The sequence below is a fragment of the Lutibacter sp. genome (assembly GCF_046055765.1).
Lineage (GTDB): Bacteria > Bacteroidota > Bacteroidia > Flavobacteriales > Flavobacteriaceae > Lutibacter.
This window is the reverse complement of sequence record NZ_JASFZF010000004.1, coordinates 1-19,388: the sequence shown is the minus strand read 5'-3', so window position 1 is coordinate 19,388 and position 19,388 is coordinate 1. Positions and strand designations below refer to the sequence as shown.

Genomic DNA, 19,388 nt, shown 5'->3' with positions numbered 1-19,388 from the left:
ATATCTTAGATAAACTTCAGAACAGATTTAGATTGTTTAGTTATGAACACAACTCAGTAAAATATTTTATAAAAAAACTATCTAAAGCAACTTATTTGCATGGATATTCATCCATGATTTATGAAACTGCTAAATTAATTAACGAACAAAATTTAAAGAAACCCTTCAATTTAAAAATGGTAAAAGGTACTTCAGAAAAAATAATTGAAGCCTATCAATCTGAAGTCAAAAAAGCGTATGGAGTTACCATGATTAGCGAATATGGTGCTGCAGAAACAGGTATAATAGCTTTTGAATGCCCTAGTGGAAATATGCATATTAATATGGAAGGGGTTATAGTTGAAGATATTGATAATGAGATTGTTGTAACTAATTTACAAATGAAGTCATTTCCTATAATAAGATACAAATTAGGTGATTATATTAAATTAGCACCTAAAACTAAGGTATGTGAATGTGGGATGCAGCATCAAATTTTGGAGGAAGTAACGGGTAGAATTGGAAATACGGTCTATGGTATTAACTATAAGTATCCAAGTTTGTATTTTTATTATATATTTAAAAATTTAGTAACTAAACAAGACTTAAAACTAAATTACCAGGTAGTTCAAAATGAAAAGGGTGAGTTAGTTTTTTTGATTGAGCAATTAATTAATAATACGGAGCTTGAATTCCTAAAAAAGGAAATTAGAGTGTATTTTAAAAATGATATTATAGTAACTATTAAAATAGGTCAAAAAATAAATTCAGAAAAACAAAAGCTAAAAAGTTTTATTTCAAATATTTAATAAATGAACCAGTTAGTATCTATTATAACCCCCAATTACAATGCTTCAAAGTACATCTCTGAAACTATCCAAAGTGTTATTGACCAAACTTATGAAAATTGGGAACTAATTATTATAGATGATTGTTCCACCGATAACTCAGTTGAAATAATTAAACAATTCCAAAAAAAAGACCAGAGAATACAATTGATAACATTAAATAGGAATTCTGGACCTGCTGTAGCTAGGAATAAAGGTATTGAAGTTTCAAATGGTGATTTTATTGCCTTTTTAGATAGTGATGATAGCTGGATAGAAAATAAATTAGAAATTCAAGTTCGTTTTATGCAAAATAATAATAGTGTAGTTTCACATACATCGTATTATACTATAAACGAATTAAATAAAGATAAGAAGCTTGTAATTGCTAAAGAAAAAATTACTTATAAAAATTTATTGACTAATAATTATATTGGATGTTTAACCGCAATGTATTCAGTAAAGCATTTAGGCAAAGTTTATATGCCTAAAATTTTAAAAAGACAAGATTGGGCTTTGTGGTTAAAAATAACTAAAAATGGAGTAATTGCAGAAGGGATTCAACAACCATTAGCTTTATATAACAAAAGGCAAGTCTCAGTTTCAAGTAATAAAATTAATTTGTTAAAATACAATTGGAAAATATATCGGGTGCATGAAAACTTAAATAGATTACAGTCATTGTATTATTTTATACAATTAGCTTTTAAAAAAATCGTTAAATAATATTTCTCTAAAATATATCTTGTACCTTTGATTTTGAATAATAAGTTAAAGATGCCCCAAACAAACTTTCATTTCTCAATTTCTGAACGAAAATTATATTTACGTTTTTTTGATAGTGTAGTTGTTTTATTAGGGATGTTTACAGTAAATTACTTTTTTGATTTTAAGTATCTTAATTTTCAAAGTCCAGATATTTTTGTTTGGTTAATAACACTCATTTTTTATTTACTTTTTTTTGGTGAAGTATTTGAAATGTACAATTTACGCGTTGCAAGTGACAAGTATTTGGTGATAAGAAGTACTTTGATGACAAGTATTTTTATAACGATATTTTATGTGTTCACACCCATAATTTCACCTATTTTACCACAGAACAGACTACAAATTCTATATTTTGCAGGAACTTTGTTATTTCCACTATTAATAAATAGATTTATATATATTCAATTTATTTTTTCACCACGTTTTTTAAAGAAAATATTAATTATTGCTGAAATAAATCAGGCACAAAACTTAATTGCGATAAATAAAAATAAAGAAGCAAATAATATTGTGGCTTACATTTCAAATAAGATACTTAAAGAGAGTGATATTATTAATTTTAAAGCAAGTAAAAATATTAATATTGAACAAATTATTAAAGATAATTTTATAAATGAAGTTATAGTTTCTTCTAAACAATTTGAATTTGTAAATGAAATTAACGCGCAACTAATTGAGTTGTTTAAAAAAGGAGTAATCATTAGAAGTGTTGACAGTTTTATTGAAGATGAAACCAATAGAATTTCTGAAAATCAATTATCAGCTGATTTTTACAATTATTTTACATTTAGTAAAAGTCAACATAATAACTTGTATTTAACATTTAGAAGGATATTTGATATCTTGTTTTCACTAATTGGAATACTAATTTCTTTAATTTTTCTACCTATTGTGTTTATAAGTAATTTGTTTGGAAATAAAGGTAAATTATTCTACACTCAAAAAAGAGTTGGAAAACGAGGAACTGAATTTAATATTATAAAATTTAGAACGATGGTTTCCAATGCAGAAAAAGATGGAGTAGTTTGGGCTAAAAAAAATGATGCTAGAATTACTACATTTGGAAGAATACTTCGGAAAACTAGAATTGATGAAGTGCCTCAGTTTTTTAATGTATTAAAAGGTGAAATGAGTTTAATAGGTCCAAGACCTGAACGTCCTGAATTTGTTGAGCAATTAGAAAAAGAATTACCTTTTTATTCAATACGACATGTGATAAAACCTGGTTTAACAGGTTGGGCTCAAGTAATGCACCCGTATGCTAGTACGGTTAAAGATCAGCGGGAAAAATTGATGTACGATTTATATTACATTAAAGAGCGAACTATTTTAATGGATTTTAAAATTGTGATAAAAACAATTAGTACCATTTTATTTTTTAGAGGTACTTAAAATAAGTACTTGTCGTTTTTAATTTTATTAATTGAGATTGTAAAAAGTCTTCGACAAGCTCAGACTGACATTAGGTTTCGTTATATTGCACTTGATGCGATATCTGTTCCTTATGATTTTTATTATTTTCTTACGTAAAGATTTCCAGTCGAGCTGAGAATGACGTTTGTTATTTAGTTATTTTTCTATTACACTTACGTATGAACCTGAGTTCGACATAAAGACTTCTGATTATTAGTCATTTATAAATTCTATAGTAAAAATGGGTGTCATTCCTGTGAAGGCAGGAATCTAAACGCATCCTATTTATGGATTCCTGCCTTCCTTTAGATTAGCAAAACAACTATAAAACGCACTAATTCAATAATTTATATTATTACTTATATCAAACTCACGTTTTTAAATAATGATATCGTATTGCCATTGCTAAAATAAGAGGAAGTAAAGCAATATTAAATACTTGAAATTTTAATAACCAAAGTACTATCATTACCCCTAATAAAATTAATAGAAACAAATTATAAGCCCAAATCCAACTAGGTAATTTCGATTTTAATAAATAAAATGCAACTATTAAATTTGGTGCAAATGCCCATAGAAAGTTGAAATTCTTATAAGTTGCTGTATGTGAAGTAGCAAACCATAATAATAAAACTACAATTCCAATTAATCCTGTACTAAAAAATAGTATAAAATCTAGCCATTTAGATCGTTTTTTTAGTTTTAAATTTCTATAAGTAATAAGCAATATAAGAATTGCTAAAATTGTAATTATAGTAAGTGGTTGGCTTAAAATAGTTGATTTACTTGTTCTTGTATCATTTAAAATAGTTAGATGCCTCTTAACTAAACTATTGGAGCTGTTTTCTTTTTCAATAGTAGCGTTATCAAAAGCTTTATAAATATAATCTGGCAAAAATTTATAATCATCTTTACGTGCATTTTTATCTATTACAGAGCCTAGCGCTAAATCTATTCCAAATTTCCCCCATTTAAAATTAGTAGTATAGTCAGAAATTAAATCTCTATGTGTTTTGGTTGATGTAATATGTGAATTGCTAAATTGAACCTTATTTTTTAGAATGTTTTTAACAATATCTTCAATTTTAGTTGAACAATTATCATAGAAAAAATCATATTGATAATCCCTATTTTGAGGTTTTGCATTATTTTCTAAAAAGTTATAAATAGCTTGAACTTGAGTAGTGTTTAAATTTAATTCTTGTGATTTTACCCATCTATTTTCATAATGATAGAGTCTTAAAAATCGATTAAATGTGGTGGTGGAAAGCTGATATGTTAATTTACCTTTTGCAAAATTTAAATAAAAATTTGGCGCATTAAAATTAAATGTGCCATAGTTGTAAATTTTATCTAAGCCTAAAAGAGGATCAGAAACTCTAAATGCACTGTGTCCAAAAGCCGTAAATAGCTCACTTCCCGGACCACAAGTAATTACACTTATTGTAGCGTTTGAAGATAGTTGTTGTGCAGAAAGTTGGAAAAAACTCAATAGAAATGCTAAAATATAAATCTTCTTTTTCATAGTTATCTAAAATGGTTAAAGGCTATTTTAATTGAAAATACATTTGAATAGAGTGCATTTCCAACACTACCAATATTAGTTAGTGCATAATCAATTTGTATTCCTCTATAATTAAATCCTACACCAAAATTTGGTTGAAAAATTAGCTCTTTTGTAGCATCAAATTGTAGTTCATTTTGAATATTTCCAATACCACCACGTAAAAATACGGTATTTAAATAATCAATTTGAAAACCAAATGCGGGGTCTATACTAACAATATCAGTTGAAATTAAATCGTTTGTTTTTGTAAAACGAATATTTAAATCTATTTCAGTTAGTAAATTAAAATCTCTCTTTAATAAAAACTTTCTGGCTACACCTAGTTGAGCTTTTGGGAGCGTAATTTCAGTACTTTCTGGTAATTCTTGATTTTGGCCTGGAATGGCATTTTTTATTTTATCAAATTCTCCTTCATCAATACTCCAGCTATTAAATGTGGTTGTAATATCACGAAGCATCAAACCAAATTTCCAATTATTTCTTTCATATTGTACACCTACATCAATACCAAAACCCCAAGAAGTAGCAAAATCGCCAATTATTCTTCTAATAATTTTTGCATTTGCTCCAATGGTTAAACCTTCAATAGTTAAATTTCTAGCATAAGCAACATTCAACGCATAATCTGCTGCAGAAAATAAACTAATTCTATTATAATCTATATTTCCTTCATTATCAATTAATTCTGTAGTATTTAAAATGTCATCTACACCAAAACGAATTATAGATATTCCCAATGCGCTTCTATAATCAATTGGCATCGCAAAACCAACATAATCATATTTTGCAATACCAGCAAAATACTCGGCGTGCATAATTGCACCTTCATAACCTTTTACATTCGTTAAACCAGCCGGATTCCAATAGGTTGAGTTTACATTATTACTGGTTGCTACAACAGCTTTTCCCATTCCAAAAGCTGCGGCATCAACGCCAATAGATAAAAATTCATTTGAATATTTACGAGTTGTTTGACTTAAAATTAGTTGACTAACAAAAAATATGAGTAATAAACTTCTTTTCAATGTATTTTATTTTAAAAGCGAATGTAAAAAAACTTTATAAGTAATATTCAATAATCAGGAAATAATGTGGTTAATAAACTCTAAAATTCTATTTTCACTCCAAAATATTTTCTTTTTAAAAACAAATGAATTAAACCCAACATGTCCACCATATCTAGGGGTTTCTAAATTAAAATAAGTATGATTTTTAGCTTCATCAAGTGGAAAACAACTTTTAGAAAGGAAGGAGTCATCTAAAGCATTAATTAACAATGTTGGTTTTTTAATAGCTGGTATAAATTGTTTACTACTACATTTTACCCAATAATCTTCCGCATTTTTATATCCAAATAAAGGAGCTGTTACAGCATCATCAAAATCTTGAAAATTTTTAGCGTTTAATACTTTTTCTTTATGAATATTATTTTTGGGAAACTTCCTTAGTTTTAAAAATGTTTTTTCCTTTAATGTTTTTAAAAATCGATTCATATAAACGGAATTTTGCCAACTAGATAAAGCATAAGACGAACCTTTTAAATCACAGGGAACAGATATGCCAATAGCTCCTTTTATTTCTGAAGGTAAAAAACTTGATTCACCTAAATATTTTAAAGTTATATTTCCGCCCATACTATATCCTAGAAGAATAATATTTTTGTAATTATAGTTTGATATGATATGTTGAACGATATAGCCAACATCATCAGTTTTACCACTATTATATGAAAAAAGGTGATTATTGTCTTCACCGCTACAGCCTCTAAAATTAACAGCAACACAATCAATGTTGTTTGAATTTAAATAATTGACTACAGAAATGATATATTTAGATTGAGAACTTCCTTCTAAACCGTGCATTGCAATAACAAGTATATTTGAGTTTACTGTAGAAAAATCTAAATCTAAAAAATCATTATCAGGTGTTAAAATCCGCTCTCTCTTGAAATTTATGGTGCTTTTGTGAAAAAGTGTTTTGTAAATAGTATTAAAATGTGCATTTTTGAAATAAAAAGAGGGATTGTAAGTAGATTCAATAATTGGCATATAGTAATTAATTATAATAATTAAATAGAATTAAACGTAGTGAAAAACAATTCACTAAATTTAACAAAATTTTGAAGAAATGACTTTTAAAAAACATATTCCTAATTTAATAACACTACTTAACTTATTATCAGGAACAATAGCAGTTTATTTTGCAGCTAAAGATCAGTTAATATTAGCTGCCTTTTTTGTTTTTTTAGGTATATTTTTAGACTTTTTTGATGGTTTTGCAGCACGTTTACTAAATGTACAGGCTGAATTAGGTAAACAATTAGATTCTTTAGCAGATGTTGTTACAAGCGGAGTTGCTCCAGGAATTATAATGTTTCAATTACTTTTAAAATCTGTGCACAATCAATGGGTTAATGATTTATCGTGTGAAGTTGGTAATTGGATTACTTTTGAAGAATATCATTTACATTGGCTTCCTTTTCTGGGTTTGCTAATTACTTTAGCTTCAGCATATAGATTGGCTAAATTTAATATAGATAAAAGACAAACAAGCTCTTTTATTGGGCTACCAACACCAGCAGCAGCCTTAGTTGTTGTATCGCTTCCCTTAATATTAGTTTATAGCAATAATGAATATGCAAGTACAATTATTGAAAATAGTTGGTTTTTAATTACGCTAACTGTAGTGCTTAGTTATTTAATGAATGCTGAAATTCCTTTATTTTCATTAAAATTTAAAAATTATAGTTGGGCTACAAATAAAATTAAATATCTATTTATATTTCTAACTATTATATTAAGTGTTTTACTTCAATTTATTGCAATTCCAATAGTTATTGTTTTATATGTAGTATTATCTTTAATTACTAAAGAAAAAAGTAAAAGTTAATTAAAAAATTGAGGATTCAGTTTCAGTTGTAAAAAGCTCTAAAAATTGAATTCCTTTATTAGAATTTCCTTTTTTATTTAACTTTGGGCTCCAAACAGCAATACTATATTTATTAGGATAAATTGCTACAATTCCACCGCCAACACCACTTTTCCCTGGCAAACCAACCTTAAACGAAAATTCCCCAGCTTCATCGTAAAAACCACATAATTGCATGATTGCATTGATACGTTTAGATTTACTTTTACATAAAATTCGTTCTTTTTTAAAGGGAGAAGTTCCATATTCAGCTAAAAATAAAAAGGTTTTAGAAAGCTCGTTGCAAGTCATTTCAATAGAACATAAATTAAAATAAAAATCCAATACTTCATCAATGTTATTTTTAATATTTCCATACGATTTCATAAGGTTTACCAAAGCAGCATTTCTATGCCCTGTTGCTTTTTCTGAAGTAGCAATTCTTTGGCAAAACTCAATAGATTGATTTCCAGATAAATCTCTTACAAATTTCAAAAAATCTTCTTTAGGATTGTCGAGATGAGTTATTAAAATATCAGAAATAACCAATGCTCCTGAATTTATTAACGGATTTCTAGGAATTCCTTGATCTGTCTCGAGTTGGAATAATGCGTTAAAAGCAGTTCCTGAAGGTTCAACTCCAACACGATTCCATAAATTTTCACCTTCTAATTGATAGGCAAAACTCAATGAAAGTACCTTTGCAATACTTTGAATGGAAAACTTTTCTTCAGAATCTCCCAAACAATAATCCTCTTGATGAACAGTAGTTAAATGAATACCAAATTTTGCAGGGTCTATAGTACTTAATTCAGGTATGTAGTTGGCTACTTCTCCTTTATCCTTTATAGTTGATAAATCTTCAGCTATTTTTTTGAATATTTTTTTGTAATTCATGAATTTAAAAGATGTTAGAATTTCTTCTTTTTTAATTCAAAGTCTTTACCTAAGTAAACGCGTCTAACGGTTTCATCTTCAGCTAATTCCTCGGGAGTTCCTTCTTTTAAAATACCACCTTCAAACATTAAATATGTTTTATCTGTTATTGCAAGTGTTTCTTGAACATTATGGTCGGTAATTAATATACCTATATTTCTATCTTTTAAATGTGCTACAATACTTTGGATATCTTCAACGGCAATTGGATCTACTCCAGCAAACGGTTCATCTAATAAAATAAATTTTGGATCTGAGGCTAATGCACGAGCAATTTCTGTTCTTCTACGTTCACCTCCTGAAAGCAAATCTCCACGATTTTTACGAACATGGCTTAAGCTAAATTCATCGATTAATGATTCTAATTTTTTCTTTTGTTCTAAAGTTGAAAGATCTGTAAATTGTAAAACTGACATAATGTTATCTTCAACAGATAATTTTCTAAAAACAGATGCTTCTTGCGCTAAATACCCAACTCCTTGTTGAGCTCTTTTATGCATTGGAAATTTTGTAATTGGTTGGTTATCTAAATAAATTTCACCTTCATTAGGTTTAATCATACCTACAATCATATAAAATGAAGTTGTTTTTCCTGCACCATTTGGACCTAAAAGTCCAACAATTTGACCTTGTTCAACTTCTAATGAAATTCCATTAACAACGTATCTACTTCCGTATTTTTTCTTTATATTTTCTGCTCTTAAAATCACTATATTGTTGTTTAAATGTTAATGTTCTTAGTTGTTATTTAAGGATTTCTTATTGTTTTCAAGTTCTTCCCAAAACTCATAAGCTTTACGTAAATGTGGAATTACAATAGTACCACCAACTAAAGTGGCTATAGATAAGGTTTCCATAATTGCTTCTTTAGTTACACCTTTATTAAAAGAAGTTTCTAAATGATATTTAATACAATCATCACAACGTAAAACAGTTGAAGCCACTAAACCTAAGAGTTCTTTTGTTTTAACATTTAAATGACCTTCTTTAAATGCATTGGTATCTAAATTAAAAATTCTTTTAATTATTTTATTGTTTTCTGCCAAAAGTTTATCGTTCATTTTAATACGATAGGCATTAAATTCTTCAACTTTGTTAGGCATTTTGTTGTTCTTTTTTACGTTCACGTTTAATTACTATTGTTGAAATAAGAATACTTACTTCATATAAAAACATAATAGGAATACCCACTATTATTTGGCTAATAATATCTGGTGGTGTAATAATTGCAGCTAAAATTAAAACAACTACTAAAGCGTGTTTTCTGTATTTTTTTAAAAATTCAGGGGTTATTAATCCCATTTTTGTAAGGAAATACATCACAATGGGTAGTTCAAATATTAGGCCTGAAGCCAATACTGATGAACGTACCAAAGAAATGTATGATCCAATGGTAATATTTCGAGATACCATATTACTAACTGAATAATTTCCTAAAAAATTAACAGAAAGTGGTGTTACCAAATAATACCCAAATAATACTCCAATAAAAAATAAAAAAGACGATATTATAATAAAAATAAAGGCTCCTTTACGTTCTTTTTCATATAAACCAGGACTAATAAATCTCCAAAATTCCCATATTACAAAGGGAAAAGCAACTATAAACCCTGCAGTAATTGAAGTCCAAATATGTACACTAAATTGCTCAGCCATTGCTAAACTTTGAAATGTAAATGGAATATCTGTAATACATAAACCTTCAGTACCAAATATTTTTGAAACATTACAAAAAAAGCGGTAGGTAATAAAATTAGCATCTTTTGGTGCAAAAAGAATGGTATTGAAAATAAAATCTTTCATTACAAAAGCTACTATGGATAATAACATTATTGCAAATGTTGAGCGTACTAAATGCCATCTAAGTATTTCTACGTGATCTAAAAACGACATTTCTTTTTCTTGTATAAATTTTTTCGCCATATTAAAAAATTCCTTCTTTTAGTAAATCATGCAAATGTACAACACCTACATATTTATTAGTATTTTCAACTAATATTTGAGTAATATTATTATTTTCCATTGTATTTAAAGCCGTTATAGCCATATCATCTACTTGAATTGTTTTTGGATTCTTACTCATAATATCTTTTGCCATTAATTTACTAATATCTGAGTTATCTTTTAACATTCTTCTTAAATCACCATCTGTAATTATCCCAACAATTAAATTATTTTCAATCACTGCTGTGGTACCTAAACGTTTTTTGGATATTTCAATAATAACATCTTTAATTAATGTAGTAGGTGCAACCTGAGGTTTTTCATTATTTTCAATCAAATCTCTAACCCTCAAGTACAATTTTTTACCTAATGCACCTCCAGGATGATATTTTGCAAAATCATTACTTGAAAAATTATTTAATTCAAGTAAACAAACTGCTAATGCATCTCCAATTACCAATTGAGCAGTGGTACTTGATGTTGGGGCTAAATTGTTTGGACAAGCTTCTTTTTCTACATAAGAATTTAAGGTAAAATCTGCATTTGTTCCTAAATAAGACTTAATATTACCAGTTATAGCAATAATTTTATTTCCATAATTTTTAATAAGTGGCACTAAAACTTTAATTTCTGGTGTATTTCCACTCTTTGAAATGCAAATAACAACGTCATTTTTTTGAATAATTCCTAAATCTCCGTGAATGGCATCTGCCGCATGCATAAAAATAGCAGGAGTCCCCGTAGAATTTAAAGTGGCTACAATTTTAGTAGCAATATTAGCACTTTTACCAATACCAGTTACTATAACTCTCCCTTTAGATTCATGAATAAAATTTACCGAATTTTTAAAGTCATCATCTAAAAAATTTATTAAATTAGCTATAGCATTACTTTCAGCTAAAATTGTTTGCTTTGCGTTTTCTAATATTATATTTTTATTTTTCAAAAGAATAGGTTTTTGAATTAAAAAAAATGTTTTATCTTTAAATTCTAGCAAAAATAAATTTATTTAGTTAGAAAATAGATAAACTAATAAAAAATAAAGTCAACTTTGTAAAATGAGCAGTAAAGATATTGATTTACACGAGGCTTTGAAAAAGAATTTTGGATTTAATAAATTCAAAGGATTACAAGAAGTAGTTATAAAAAGTATTTTAAATGGTCATGATACGTTTGTTATTATGCCCACAGGTGGTGGTAAATCGCTATGTTATCAACTACCTGCATTAATAAATGAAGGTACAGCTATTGTGGTTTCTCCATTAATTGCATTAATGAAGAATCAAGTAGATGCTATAAGAGGAATTTCTTCAGAACATGGAATTGCACACGTACTTAATTCATCCTTAAATAAAACTGAAGTAGCCAAAGTTAAAAGTGATATTGAAGCTGGGGTTACAAAATTATTATATGTAGCACCAGAATCGCTTATAAAAGAAGAGTATATAGCGTTTTTACAACGACAAAAAATTTCTTTTGTAGCTATAGATGAAGCTCATTGTATATCAGAATGGGGACACGATTTTAGACCTGAATATAGAAACTTAAGAGCTATCATTGAAAAAATAGATAAAGTACCTATTATAGGTTTAACAGCTACTGCAACTGAAAAAGTAGAAGAAGATATTATTAAAACACTTGGAATGGTGAACGCAAAGTGTTTTAAAGCATCGTTTAATCGTCCTAATTTATTTTATGATGTAAGGCCCAAAACCAAAAATATTAATTCAGATATTATTCGTTTTATTCGTCAACATGCAAATAAATCAGGAATTATTTATTGTTTAAGTAGAAAAAAGGTTGAAGAAATAGCTCAAGTATTGCAGGTAAATGGAGTAAAAGCAGTTCCTTATCATGCAGGCTTAGATAGTAAAACAAGAGCCAAACATCAAGACATGTTTTTAATGGAAGATGTTGATGTAGTTGTTGCAACTATTGCTTTTGGAATGGGAATTGATAAACCAGATGTTAGATTTGTAATTCATCATGATATTCCAAAAAGTTTAGAAAGTTATTACCAAGAAACTGGAAGAGCAGGACGAGATGGAGGTGAAGGTTACTGCTTAGCTTATTATGCCTATAAAGATATTGAAAAACTAGAAAAATTTTTATCTGGAAAACCAATTGCTGAACAAGAAATAGGAAATGCTTTGTTACAAGAAGTTGTAGGTTATGCAGAAACTTCAATGTCTAGAAGACAATATTTATTACACTATTTTGGTGAAGAATTTGATGTTGAAAATGGTTTAGGAGCTGATATGGATGATAATATGAGGAATCCTAAGAAAAAGCATGAAGCAAAAGATAATTTAATAAATTTATTAGAGGTTGTTCAAAAAACCTTTCAAAAATATAAATCAAAAGAGCTTGTAAATACTTTAATTGGTAAAGTTAATGCGTTATTAAAATCTCATAAAACGGATAACCAACCATTTTTTGGTTGTGGGAAAGAACATTCAGATAAGTATTGGATGGCTCTAATAAGACAAGCTTTAGTTGCTAGGTTTATTAAAAAAGAAATTGAACAATATGGTGTAATTAAAATTACAGAACTTGGTATCGCATACCTAGCTAAGCCAACATCATTTATGATGACAGAAGACCATATTTATGATGAAAGTGATGACACATCTATAATAACAAATCAAAAAGGAAGTGGTGTTGCTGCTGATGAAATATTAGTGAAATTATTAAAAAATTTACAAAAATCGGTTGCTAAAAAGATTGGTGTTCCACCTTATGCTGTTTTTCAAGAAACAGCATTAGAAGATATGGCATTAAAATATCCAATTTCATTGAGTGAACTAACAAATATTTTTGGAGTTGGAGAAGGAAAAGCTAAAAAATTTGGGAAGCCTTTTATTGAATTAATAGCAAAATATGTTGAAGAGAATGATATTTTAAGGCCTGATGACTTTATTGTAAAAAGTACAGGAGTTAATTCTGGTTTAAAACTATATATTATTCAAAATACCGATAGAAAAATTCCTCTTATGGATATTGCTAAATCAAAAGGGTTAAAGTTTGATGAACTAATTGAGGAAATGCAGCGTATTGTTTATAGTGGAACAAAAATTAATATAGATTATTGTATTAATGAAATGTTAGACGAAGATCAACAAGAAGAAATTTTTGATTATTTTATGGAGTCGGAGAGTGATAGAATACAAGATGCAATGGATGAGTTTGATGGTGATTATGAATATGAAGAATTACGACTTATGCGAATTAAATTTATAAGTCAAGTAGCAAATTAAGCTAAATAAGCAACTAACATACCAATAAGTATAGAAATAAATTTCAAAAGATTAAACTTATGATCTTTTGAAGTTTCAAACAATATAATTGTAGAAATATGTAAAAATATTCCAATTATTATAGCGGTTATTTCAGGTTTATACTGTAATAAAAACTCAATATTTTCACCCGCTAAACTTCCTAAAGGAGACATTAACGAGAATATTAGTAAAAATAATATAGCTTTAAACTTAGAAATATTTGAGCGAACAAAAAATGTTCCCAAAATTATTGAAATAGGAATTTTATGGATAACAATTGCCCACAATAAGTGTATATGTTCATGATTATTAGCTAAAGGTACTCCTTCCATAAAAGCATGAATTCCAATACTAATAAATAATGCCCAAGGAAACGTAATATTATCTTGAATGTGAATATGACCGTGTTCTGCACCTTTTGAGAAAAAATCTAAAATTAATTGCAATAATAAACCCAGTAAAATATATAAACCAATGTTAGTATTAATTGTTGAATATACCTCGGGTAAAAGATGAAGAATTGTAATAGATAATAAATATGCACCACTAAAAGCCAATAATAGTTGAACTGTTTTATTGCTTGGTTTTAAGCCGTAAACAATTACAATCCCCACTAAAACAGATAATATAAGTACTATATATGTCATTCTAAAACTAAAATTAATCGGTCAGATATTTCTTCGTCAAAATCATCAAGTTGGTAGTTTCCAAAAGTATGTTTTATTTTAAAATTAACAGAATTCAGATACAATTTTATTTTTGGTAAATCTAGGCATTTAACTTTTTCAAAATAAGTATGCTGTTTTCCATCTGCATCAAAATTTATTTCTTTTATTATAAAACCATTTTTCAAATATCTGTTAATTTCAAAGGTAATACCATTGATTGTTTTTGTTTCTTCTTCAACTAAATTAGAAATCACCTTTTTTACATTCATAAAATCTATAATTGCAATCCCATTAGTTTTCAATCCATTTTTTATATTCTGGAGAATTGCAATATCTTCAGTGTTATCTTCAAAAAAACCAAAACTAGTAAATAGGTTTAAAATAGCGTTATACTTGTTAATGAATGGGTTACGCATATCATGTTCAATAAATTGTAACGTGCTATTTTCGAACTTCTTAGCTTCTTTTATACTGTTTTTAGATAAATCCGCACCAACTACGTTAAACCCTAATGAATTTAAATAAATTGAATGCCTTCCTTTTCCACAGCCTAAATCTAACAGTAAATCTTTTTCTTTTTTAAGCTGTAAAAAAGAAACAATATTCTGCATAAATTCTTGCGCTTCAGAATAATCTCTATTTGAATATAAAATATGATAGTAGCTTGTGTCGAACCACGAAGCAAACCATTCTTTGTTATTTGTCATAATTTTGAAATGCTCACAAAAATAGCAAATTGTTTTTAGTTTTGTGTGTGAATTTACATTTCAATTTATATGAAATCAATACACTTACATAAATGTAGTGCTTAATATCAAAAATCTTTCTCTATTTTTGCAAAAATTTGAAGTATGAATCGTGATTTTAAAATGGTTGCAACCACCATGTTTGGTTTTGAAGAATTGTTAGCAACAGAGCTTAAAAACCTTGGAGCACAAGATGTTGAAACAGGAGTAAGAAGTGTTTCTTTTAAAGGTGATAAGGGATTTATGTACAAGGCAAATATTGCTTTGAGAACAGCAATTAGAATTTTAAAGCCAATAAAGCGGTTTAGGGTTGCTGATGAAGATGATTTATATAATAAATTAATGAAAATTGAATGGGAGAAATATATGGATGTTGATACTACATTTTCTATTGGAGCTGTAGTTAATTCAAATAATTTCACAACTAATTCTCATTATATTTCATTAAAATCTAAAGATGCTATTGCCGATTATTTTAGGCATAAATATCATAAACGACCAAATGTAGATGTAAAACACCCTGATCTTAAAATTCATGTACATATTCAAAAAGATTTTTGTTCTGTTTCTTTAGATAGTTCTGGTGATTCTTTACATAAACGTGGCTACAGAAGTTCAACAAATATTGCACCTATAAATGAAGTGTTAGCAGCAGGTTTAGTATTGCTTTCAGGTTATTCAGGTGAATGTAATTTTATTGACCCAATGTGTGGTTCAGGTACTATTTTAATTGAAGCAGCGATGATTGCCAACAATATACCTGCGAATATTAATAGAAAAGAATTTGGGTTTGAAAAATGGGCAGATTATGATGAGGAATTATATTTTATTATTCAAGATGCATTATTGAAAAAAATTAGAAGTTCGCATTTTAAAATTATGGGATTTGATAAGGCACCTTCAGCAATAAGAAAATCACAAGAAAATATTAAAAATGCTAATTTAGAAGAATTTATTGGTGTACATCATGTCAATTTTTTTAACTCAATGAAAGAAGTATTTGGACAAACTACTATTTTGTTCAATCCTCCGTATGGCGAACGCTTAAATATTGATGTTCAAGAATTTTATAAAAAAATAGGAGATACGTTAAAACATGGATATCCAGATTCTACCGTTTGGTTTATAACATCTGATTTTGAGGCTTTAAAATACGTTGGTTTAAGAACTTCAAGAAAAATACCTGTAAAAAATGGTGATTTAGATTGTAAATTTGTGCGATATGATATGTATGCAGGAAGTAAAAAAGCAAAAAAGAATTTACCTAAAGAAGAATTAGAATAAAATTGATAAATCCTAAATTAAAAAAGGCTTTACAATATTGTAAAGCCTTTTTTATACGAACTCAATTTATGAACTTCTCCTTTTTCTTGTATTTTCTGCTCTACTACTTTCTCTTTTATCCGGTTTTCTATTTGCTGTAGTTGTTCTTTTTTTAACTCTATTTTTAGTAGCTATAGGTCTTTTAGAAGTAACAGAACTTCTTCTTTCTTGAACTTTTACAGGTTTACGTCCAGTTACAGTACGTTTTTTATAGACCGTTTTTTCTGGCGTGCGTTTAATTGTTCTTGTCCTATTGGTTACTGTACGCTTATTTCCAGTAGTTATTGTACCTGCTGTACTTCTTTTTGTTGAACTATTTGTATTGTACGATCTAGTGTTATTTCTATCAACTCTAATAATCTTATCACTCTTTCTTTTAGGAATGTTTTGAGTTGCTACACGCTGTCTTGTATTATAACTAGTGCGCTTATTCTTTTTGTTATAGTAGGTGTTTTTTGAATGATTGCTATAATATTTGTATCTATTTGGTTTATAGTGATTTCTGTAAGGTTTATAGCTTACAACTCTATATTCAAAGAACGGTCTAGCAAAATAATTATGATATGGGTGATACACATAATTACGGTTATATCTATTAATATATCCAGAGCAGTGTGTGTAATATCCATAATTATCATAATATACATACATGCTGCCTAATCTTGTCAATCTACCATAGTTGTAATTAAGGTTTATGTTACCAATTCTGTCAACTCTACCGTAATAATCATAATAAATTGGAATATTTTCAATTTGAATGATAGCACCGTAATTATCGTATTGTACATAAGCATCATAGTTATAACCAGAATTAAAACTAATGTTAATGTTTTTGTTATGATACCCAATATTAAAATTATTTCTTGGGTTTATAAAAAAATCAAATTCTCCATTTTGAAAAACGGAAAACGTTACACCGCTTTCAACAAAAGTGAATGAATTTCCGTAATCATTATAATAACGGTTATATGTTGAAGTAGTAGTTGAAGCAAAAACACCTAAGCTTACAAATACAAAAGTTGCGAATACTAATATTTTGTTTTTCATAATAAAGATTTTAAAGGTTCATCTTAATTCTTGTTTGTATCATTAATACAATTACCTAATTACAAACAGCGTGCCAAAAAACAATGACCAACATAATAGAGAAGTAAAGAATAGCTCAATTTCTGCAAAAAATTATCTTAATGAAGAGATATTTTGAGTAACATAAATTGAGATAACCAAAAATACCGGTAACTTAAATTACAGTTTTATAGCAATTTTAATTTGATTTGAATACTTTTACTTTTTGATAAATTTTAATTAAAGTGAATTACTTTATAGACGTTATTTTACCTATTCCACTTCAAAAGTTATTTACTTATAAAATAACAGATGCTGAGGCAACTTTCTTAAAAAAAGGGATGCGTGTTGCTGTTGAATTTGGTAAATCTAAGATTTATACCGCTTTGGTTTATAAAATACATACTGAAATGCCTATTGGGTATGAAGCAAAAGAAATTCACCAAATTTTAGACGATACGCCAATACTACATGAAATTCAAATAAAGCATTGGGAATGGATATCAGAATATTATATGTGTTCATTAGGCGAAGTTTTTAGAGCCGCTTTACCTTCAGCCTTTTTATTGGAAAGTGAAACAGAAATTGAGTTATTACAAGGTTTTTCAAAAGAAGAAGAACTTTCTGCTGAAGAATTTTTAGTTTTTGAAGCTTTACAATACCAATCGAGATTATCAATAATTCAAGTTATTGAGATTTTAGGTAAAAAGGGAATTTTTCCAACAATTAAAAGTCTATTGAACAAAAATGTAATTATTGTAAAAGAGCAAATTTATGAGCAATACAAGCCAAAACTAATTAAATACATTCGCTTAAAAGAGGAGTGGAGTTCTAATGAAAAATTATCAGAATTATTAGAATTATTACGTAGAGCAAAAAAGCAACGTGCTGTTGTTTTAACTTATTTTCAGCTGCAAGCATCCAAAAAACCAATTAAAGTTTCACAACTTCAGGAAGATTCAAATTGTTCTGTTGCTGTTATAAAATCATTAGTTGATAAAGGTATTTTTGACTATTATTTTATACAAACAGATAGAATTAATTTTAATGGAAATTCTTCTTCGTTAAAAGAATTAACTGAGCATCAACAAATTGCATATAATTCAATAAAAACTACTTTTAATACGAAGCAAACTATACTGCTAAAAGGAATTACAAGTAGTGGTAAAACAGAAATTTATGTTAAGTTAATTGAAGAATTACTTCAATCTAAAAAACAAATACTTTATTTATTACCAGAAATTGCGCTAACTACACAATTAATTGAGCGGTTACAATATTATTTTGGAGAGTATTTAGCCGTTTTTCATTCAAAATATTCAATGAATGAACGTGTTGAAGTTTGGAACAATGTATTAAAAAATAAATCGAAAGCACAATTAATTTTAGGAGCACGTTCTTCATTATTTTTACCATTCTCAAATCTAGGTTTAATTATAGTTGATGAAGAGCATGAGACATCATTTAAGCAGTTTGATCCAGCTCCAAGATATCACGCCCGTGACGCGGCAATTGTCTTAGCAAATTTGCACAAAGCAAATGTATTATTAGGCTCTGCCACACCTTCAATAGAAACTTATTACAATGCTCAACAAGGAAAATATGGTTTAGTTGAATTAAATAGAAGATTTGGAGATGTATTATTGCCTGAAATAGAGTTAGTTAACATAAAAGAAAAGCATCGAAAAAAAAGAATGAAAGGTCATTTTTCAGATCGTTTAATTGAAATGATTGAAGATGCAATTGAAAACAAAGAACAAGTTATTTTATTTCAAAATAGAAGAGGCTATGCACCAGTAATTGAATGTGAAACGTGTGGCGTTTCGCCTCAATGCCCACAATGTGATGTAAGTTTAACGTTTCATAGTTATCGAAAAGAATTACGTTGCCATTACTGTGGTTATAAACAAGCAATGCCCTATAGTTGTGGCGCTTGTGGAAGTGAAAAATTAAACTCAAAAGGGTTT

At 28.0% G+C, this 19,388-nt stretch carries 17 protein-coding genes and 1 pseudogene; 7 read left to right on the top strand and 11 right to left on the bottom strand.

The genetic code is table 11. From position 1 onward, the window contains the following. The 3 genes and pseudogenes from QM495_RS00395 to QM495_RS00385 all read left to right on the top strand — a co-directional run. Positions 1-788, top strand: a pseudogene (locus tag QM495_RS00395) (phenylacetate--CoA ligase family protein); the annotation flags it as partial. 3 nt (positions 789-791) lie between these two features. Further along, positions 792-1,532 (top strand): glycosyltransferase family 2 protein, encoded by a 741-nt coding sequence (locus QM495_RS00390; RefSeq protein WP_408670124.1) that lies wholly within the window; start codon positions 792-794, stop codon positions 1,530-1,532. A 51-nt stretch (positions 1,533-1,583) separates the two neighbouring features. Further along, positions 1,584-2,966, top strand: a complete 1,383-nt coding sequence (locus QM495_RS00385) for an exopolysaccharide biosynthesis polyprenyl glycosylphosphotransferase (RefSeq protein ID WP_408670123.1) — start codon at positions 1,584-1,586, stop codon at positions 2,964-2,966. Positions 2,967-3,357: 391 nt separating this feature from the next. Here QM495_RS00385 and QM495_RS00380 read toward each other — a convergent pair whose 3' ends face one another. From QM495_RS00380 to QM495_RS00370, 3 genes are read right to left on the bottom strand one after another with little or no spacing between them, the layout of a single operon-like run. Beyond that, positions 3,358-4,512: a DUF4105 domain-containing protein gene (locus QM495_RS00380; RefSeq protein WP_408670122.1), complete on the bottom strand. Its 1,155-nt coding sequence runs from the start codon at positions 4,510-4,512 to the stop codon at positions 3,358-3,360. A 2-nt stretch (positions 4,513-4,514) separates the two neighbouring features. Continuing rightward, entirely contained in the window at positions 4,515-5,579 is a 1,065-nt protein-coding gene (locus tag QM495_RS00375) for a PorV/PorQ family protein (protein ID WP_408670121.1), read from the bottom strand. Between the two features lie 54 nt (positions 5,580-5,633). Further along, a complete protein-coding gene (locus QM495_RS00370; RefSeq protein ID WP_408670120.1) occupies positions 5,634-6,602 on the bottom strand; it encodes a YheT family hydrolase in 969 nt (322 codons plus the stop codon). Between the two features lie 79 nt (positions 6,603-6,681). On the opposite strand from QM495_RS00370, the gene QM495_RS00365 reads away from it, so the two are divergent. Further along, positions 6,682-7,443 (top strand): CDP-alcohol phosphatidyltransferase family protein, encoded by a 762-nt coding sequence (locus tag QM495_RS00365; protein ID WP_408670119.1) that lies wholly within the window; start codon positions 6,682-6,684, stop codon positions 7,441-7,443. On the opposite strand, the gene QM495_RS00360 is transcribed toward QM495_RS00365, so the two are convergent. The 5 genes from QM495_RS00360 to QM495_RS00340 are packed head-to-tail and all read right to left on the bottom strand — an operon-like array spanning position 7,444 to position 11,287. Next, a complete protein-coding gene (locus QM495_RS00360; RefSeq protein ID WP_408670118.1) occupies positions 7,444-8,358 on the bottom strand; it encodes a glutaminase in 915 nt (304 codons plus the stop codon). A 14-nt stretch (positions 8,359-8,372) separates the two neighbouring features. Continuing rightward, the gene (gene lptB, locus QM495_RS00355; RefSeq protein ID WP_408670117.1) at positions 8,373-9,107 is read right to left on the bottom strand and encodes an LPS export ABC transporter ATP-binding protein; all 735 of its coding nucleotides are present in this window, start codon (positions 9,105-9,107) and stop codon (positions 8,373-8,375) included. Positions 9,108-9,134: 27 nt separating this feature from the next. After that, positions 9,135-9,500, bottom strand: a complete 366-nt coding sequence (locus QM495_RS00350) for a carboxymuconolactone decarboxylase family protein (protein ID WP_408670116.1) — start codon at positions 9,498-9,500, stop codon at positions 9,135-9,137. After that, positions 9,493-10,320: a twin-arginine translocase subunit TatC gene (tatC, locus tag QM495_RS00345; protein WP_408670115.1), complete on the bottom strand. Its 828-nt coding sequence runs from the start codon at positions 10,318-10,320 to the stop codon at positions 9,493-9,495. The genes QM495_RS00350 and tatC overlap by 8 nt, the downstream gene beginning before the upstream one ends. 1 nt (position 10,321) lies before the next feature. Continuing rightward, positions 10,322-11,287: an SIS domain-containing protein gene (locus QM495_RS00340; RefSeq protein ID WP_408670114.1), complete on the bottom strand. Its 966-nt coding sequence runs from the start codon at positions 11,285-11,287 to the stop codon at positions 10,322-10,324. Positions 11,288-11,399: 112 nt separating this feature from the next. On the opposite strand from QM495_RS00340, the gene QM495_RS00335 reads away from it, so the two are divergent. Beyond that, entirely contained in the window at positions 11,400-13,598 is a 2,199-nt protein-coding gene (locus QM495_RS00335) for a RecQ family ATP-dependent DNA helicase (protein ID WP_408670113.1), read from the top strand. On the opposite strand, the gene QM495_RS00330 is transcribed toward QM495_RS00335, so the two are convergent. Beyond that, positions 13,595-14,266: a ZIP family metal transporter gene (locus QM495_RS00330; protein ID WP_408670112.1), complete on the bottom strand. Its 672-nt coding sequence runs from the start codon at positions 14,264-14,266 to the stop codon at positions 13,595-13,597. The two genes, QM495_RS00335 and QM495_RS00330, sit on opposite strands and share 4 nt — an antisense overlap. Continuing rightward, complete coding sequence (locus tag QM495_RS00325; protein ID WP_408670111.1) at positions 14,263-14,994, bottom strand: methyltransferase domain-containing protein; 732 nt, start codon at positions 14,992-14,994, stop codon at positions 14,263-14,265. The genes QM495_RS00330 and QM495_RS00325 overlap by 4 nt, the downstream gene beginning before the upstream one ends. Before the next feature lie 144 nt (positions 14,995-15,138). Between QM495_RS00325 and QM495_RS00320 the strand changes: the two genes are divergently transcribed. Then, positions 15,139-16,317: a class I SAM-dependent RNA methyltransferase gene (locus tag QM495_RS00320; protein ID WP_408670110.1), complete on the top strand. Its 1,179-nt coding sequence runs from the start codon at positions 15,139-15,141 to the stop codon at positions 16,315-16,317. Positions 16,318-16,383: 66 nt separating this feature from the next. Here the strand turns inward: QM495_RS00320 and QM495_RS00315 are convergent, their stop codons facing one another. Beyond that, positions 16,384-17,403, bottom strand: a complete 1,020-nt coding sequence (locus QM495_RS00315) for a hypothetical protein (RefSeq protein ID WP_408670109.1) — start codon at positions 17,401-17,403, stop codon at positions 16,384-16,386. A gap of 263 nt (positions 17,404-17,666) precedes the next feature. On the opposite strand from QM495_RS00315, the gene priA reads away from it, so the two are divergent. After that, positions 17,667-19,388 (top strand): primosomal protein N' (priA, locus tag QM495_RS00310; protein WP_408670108.1); only part of this gene is annotated, 1,722 nt, incomplete at its 3' end.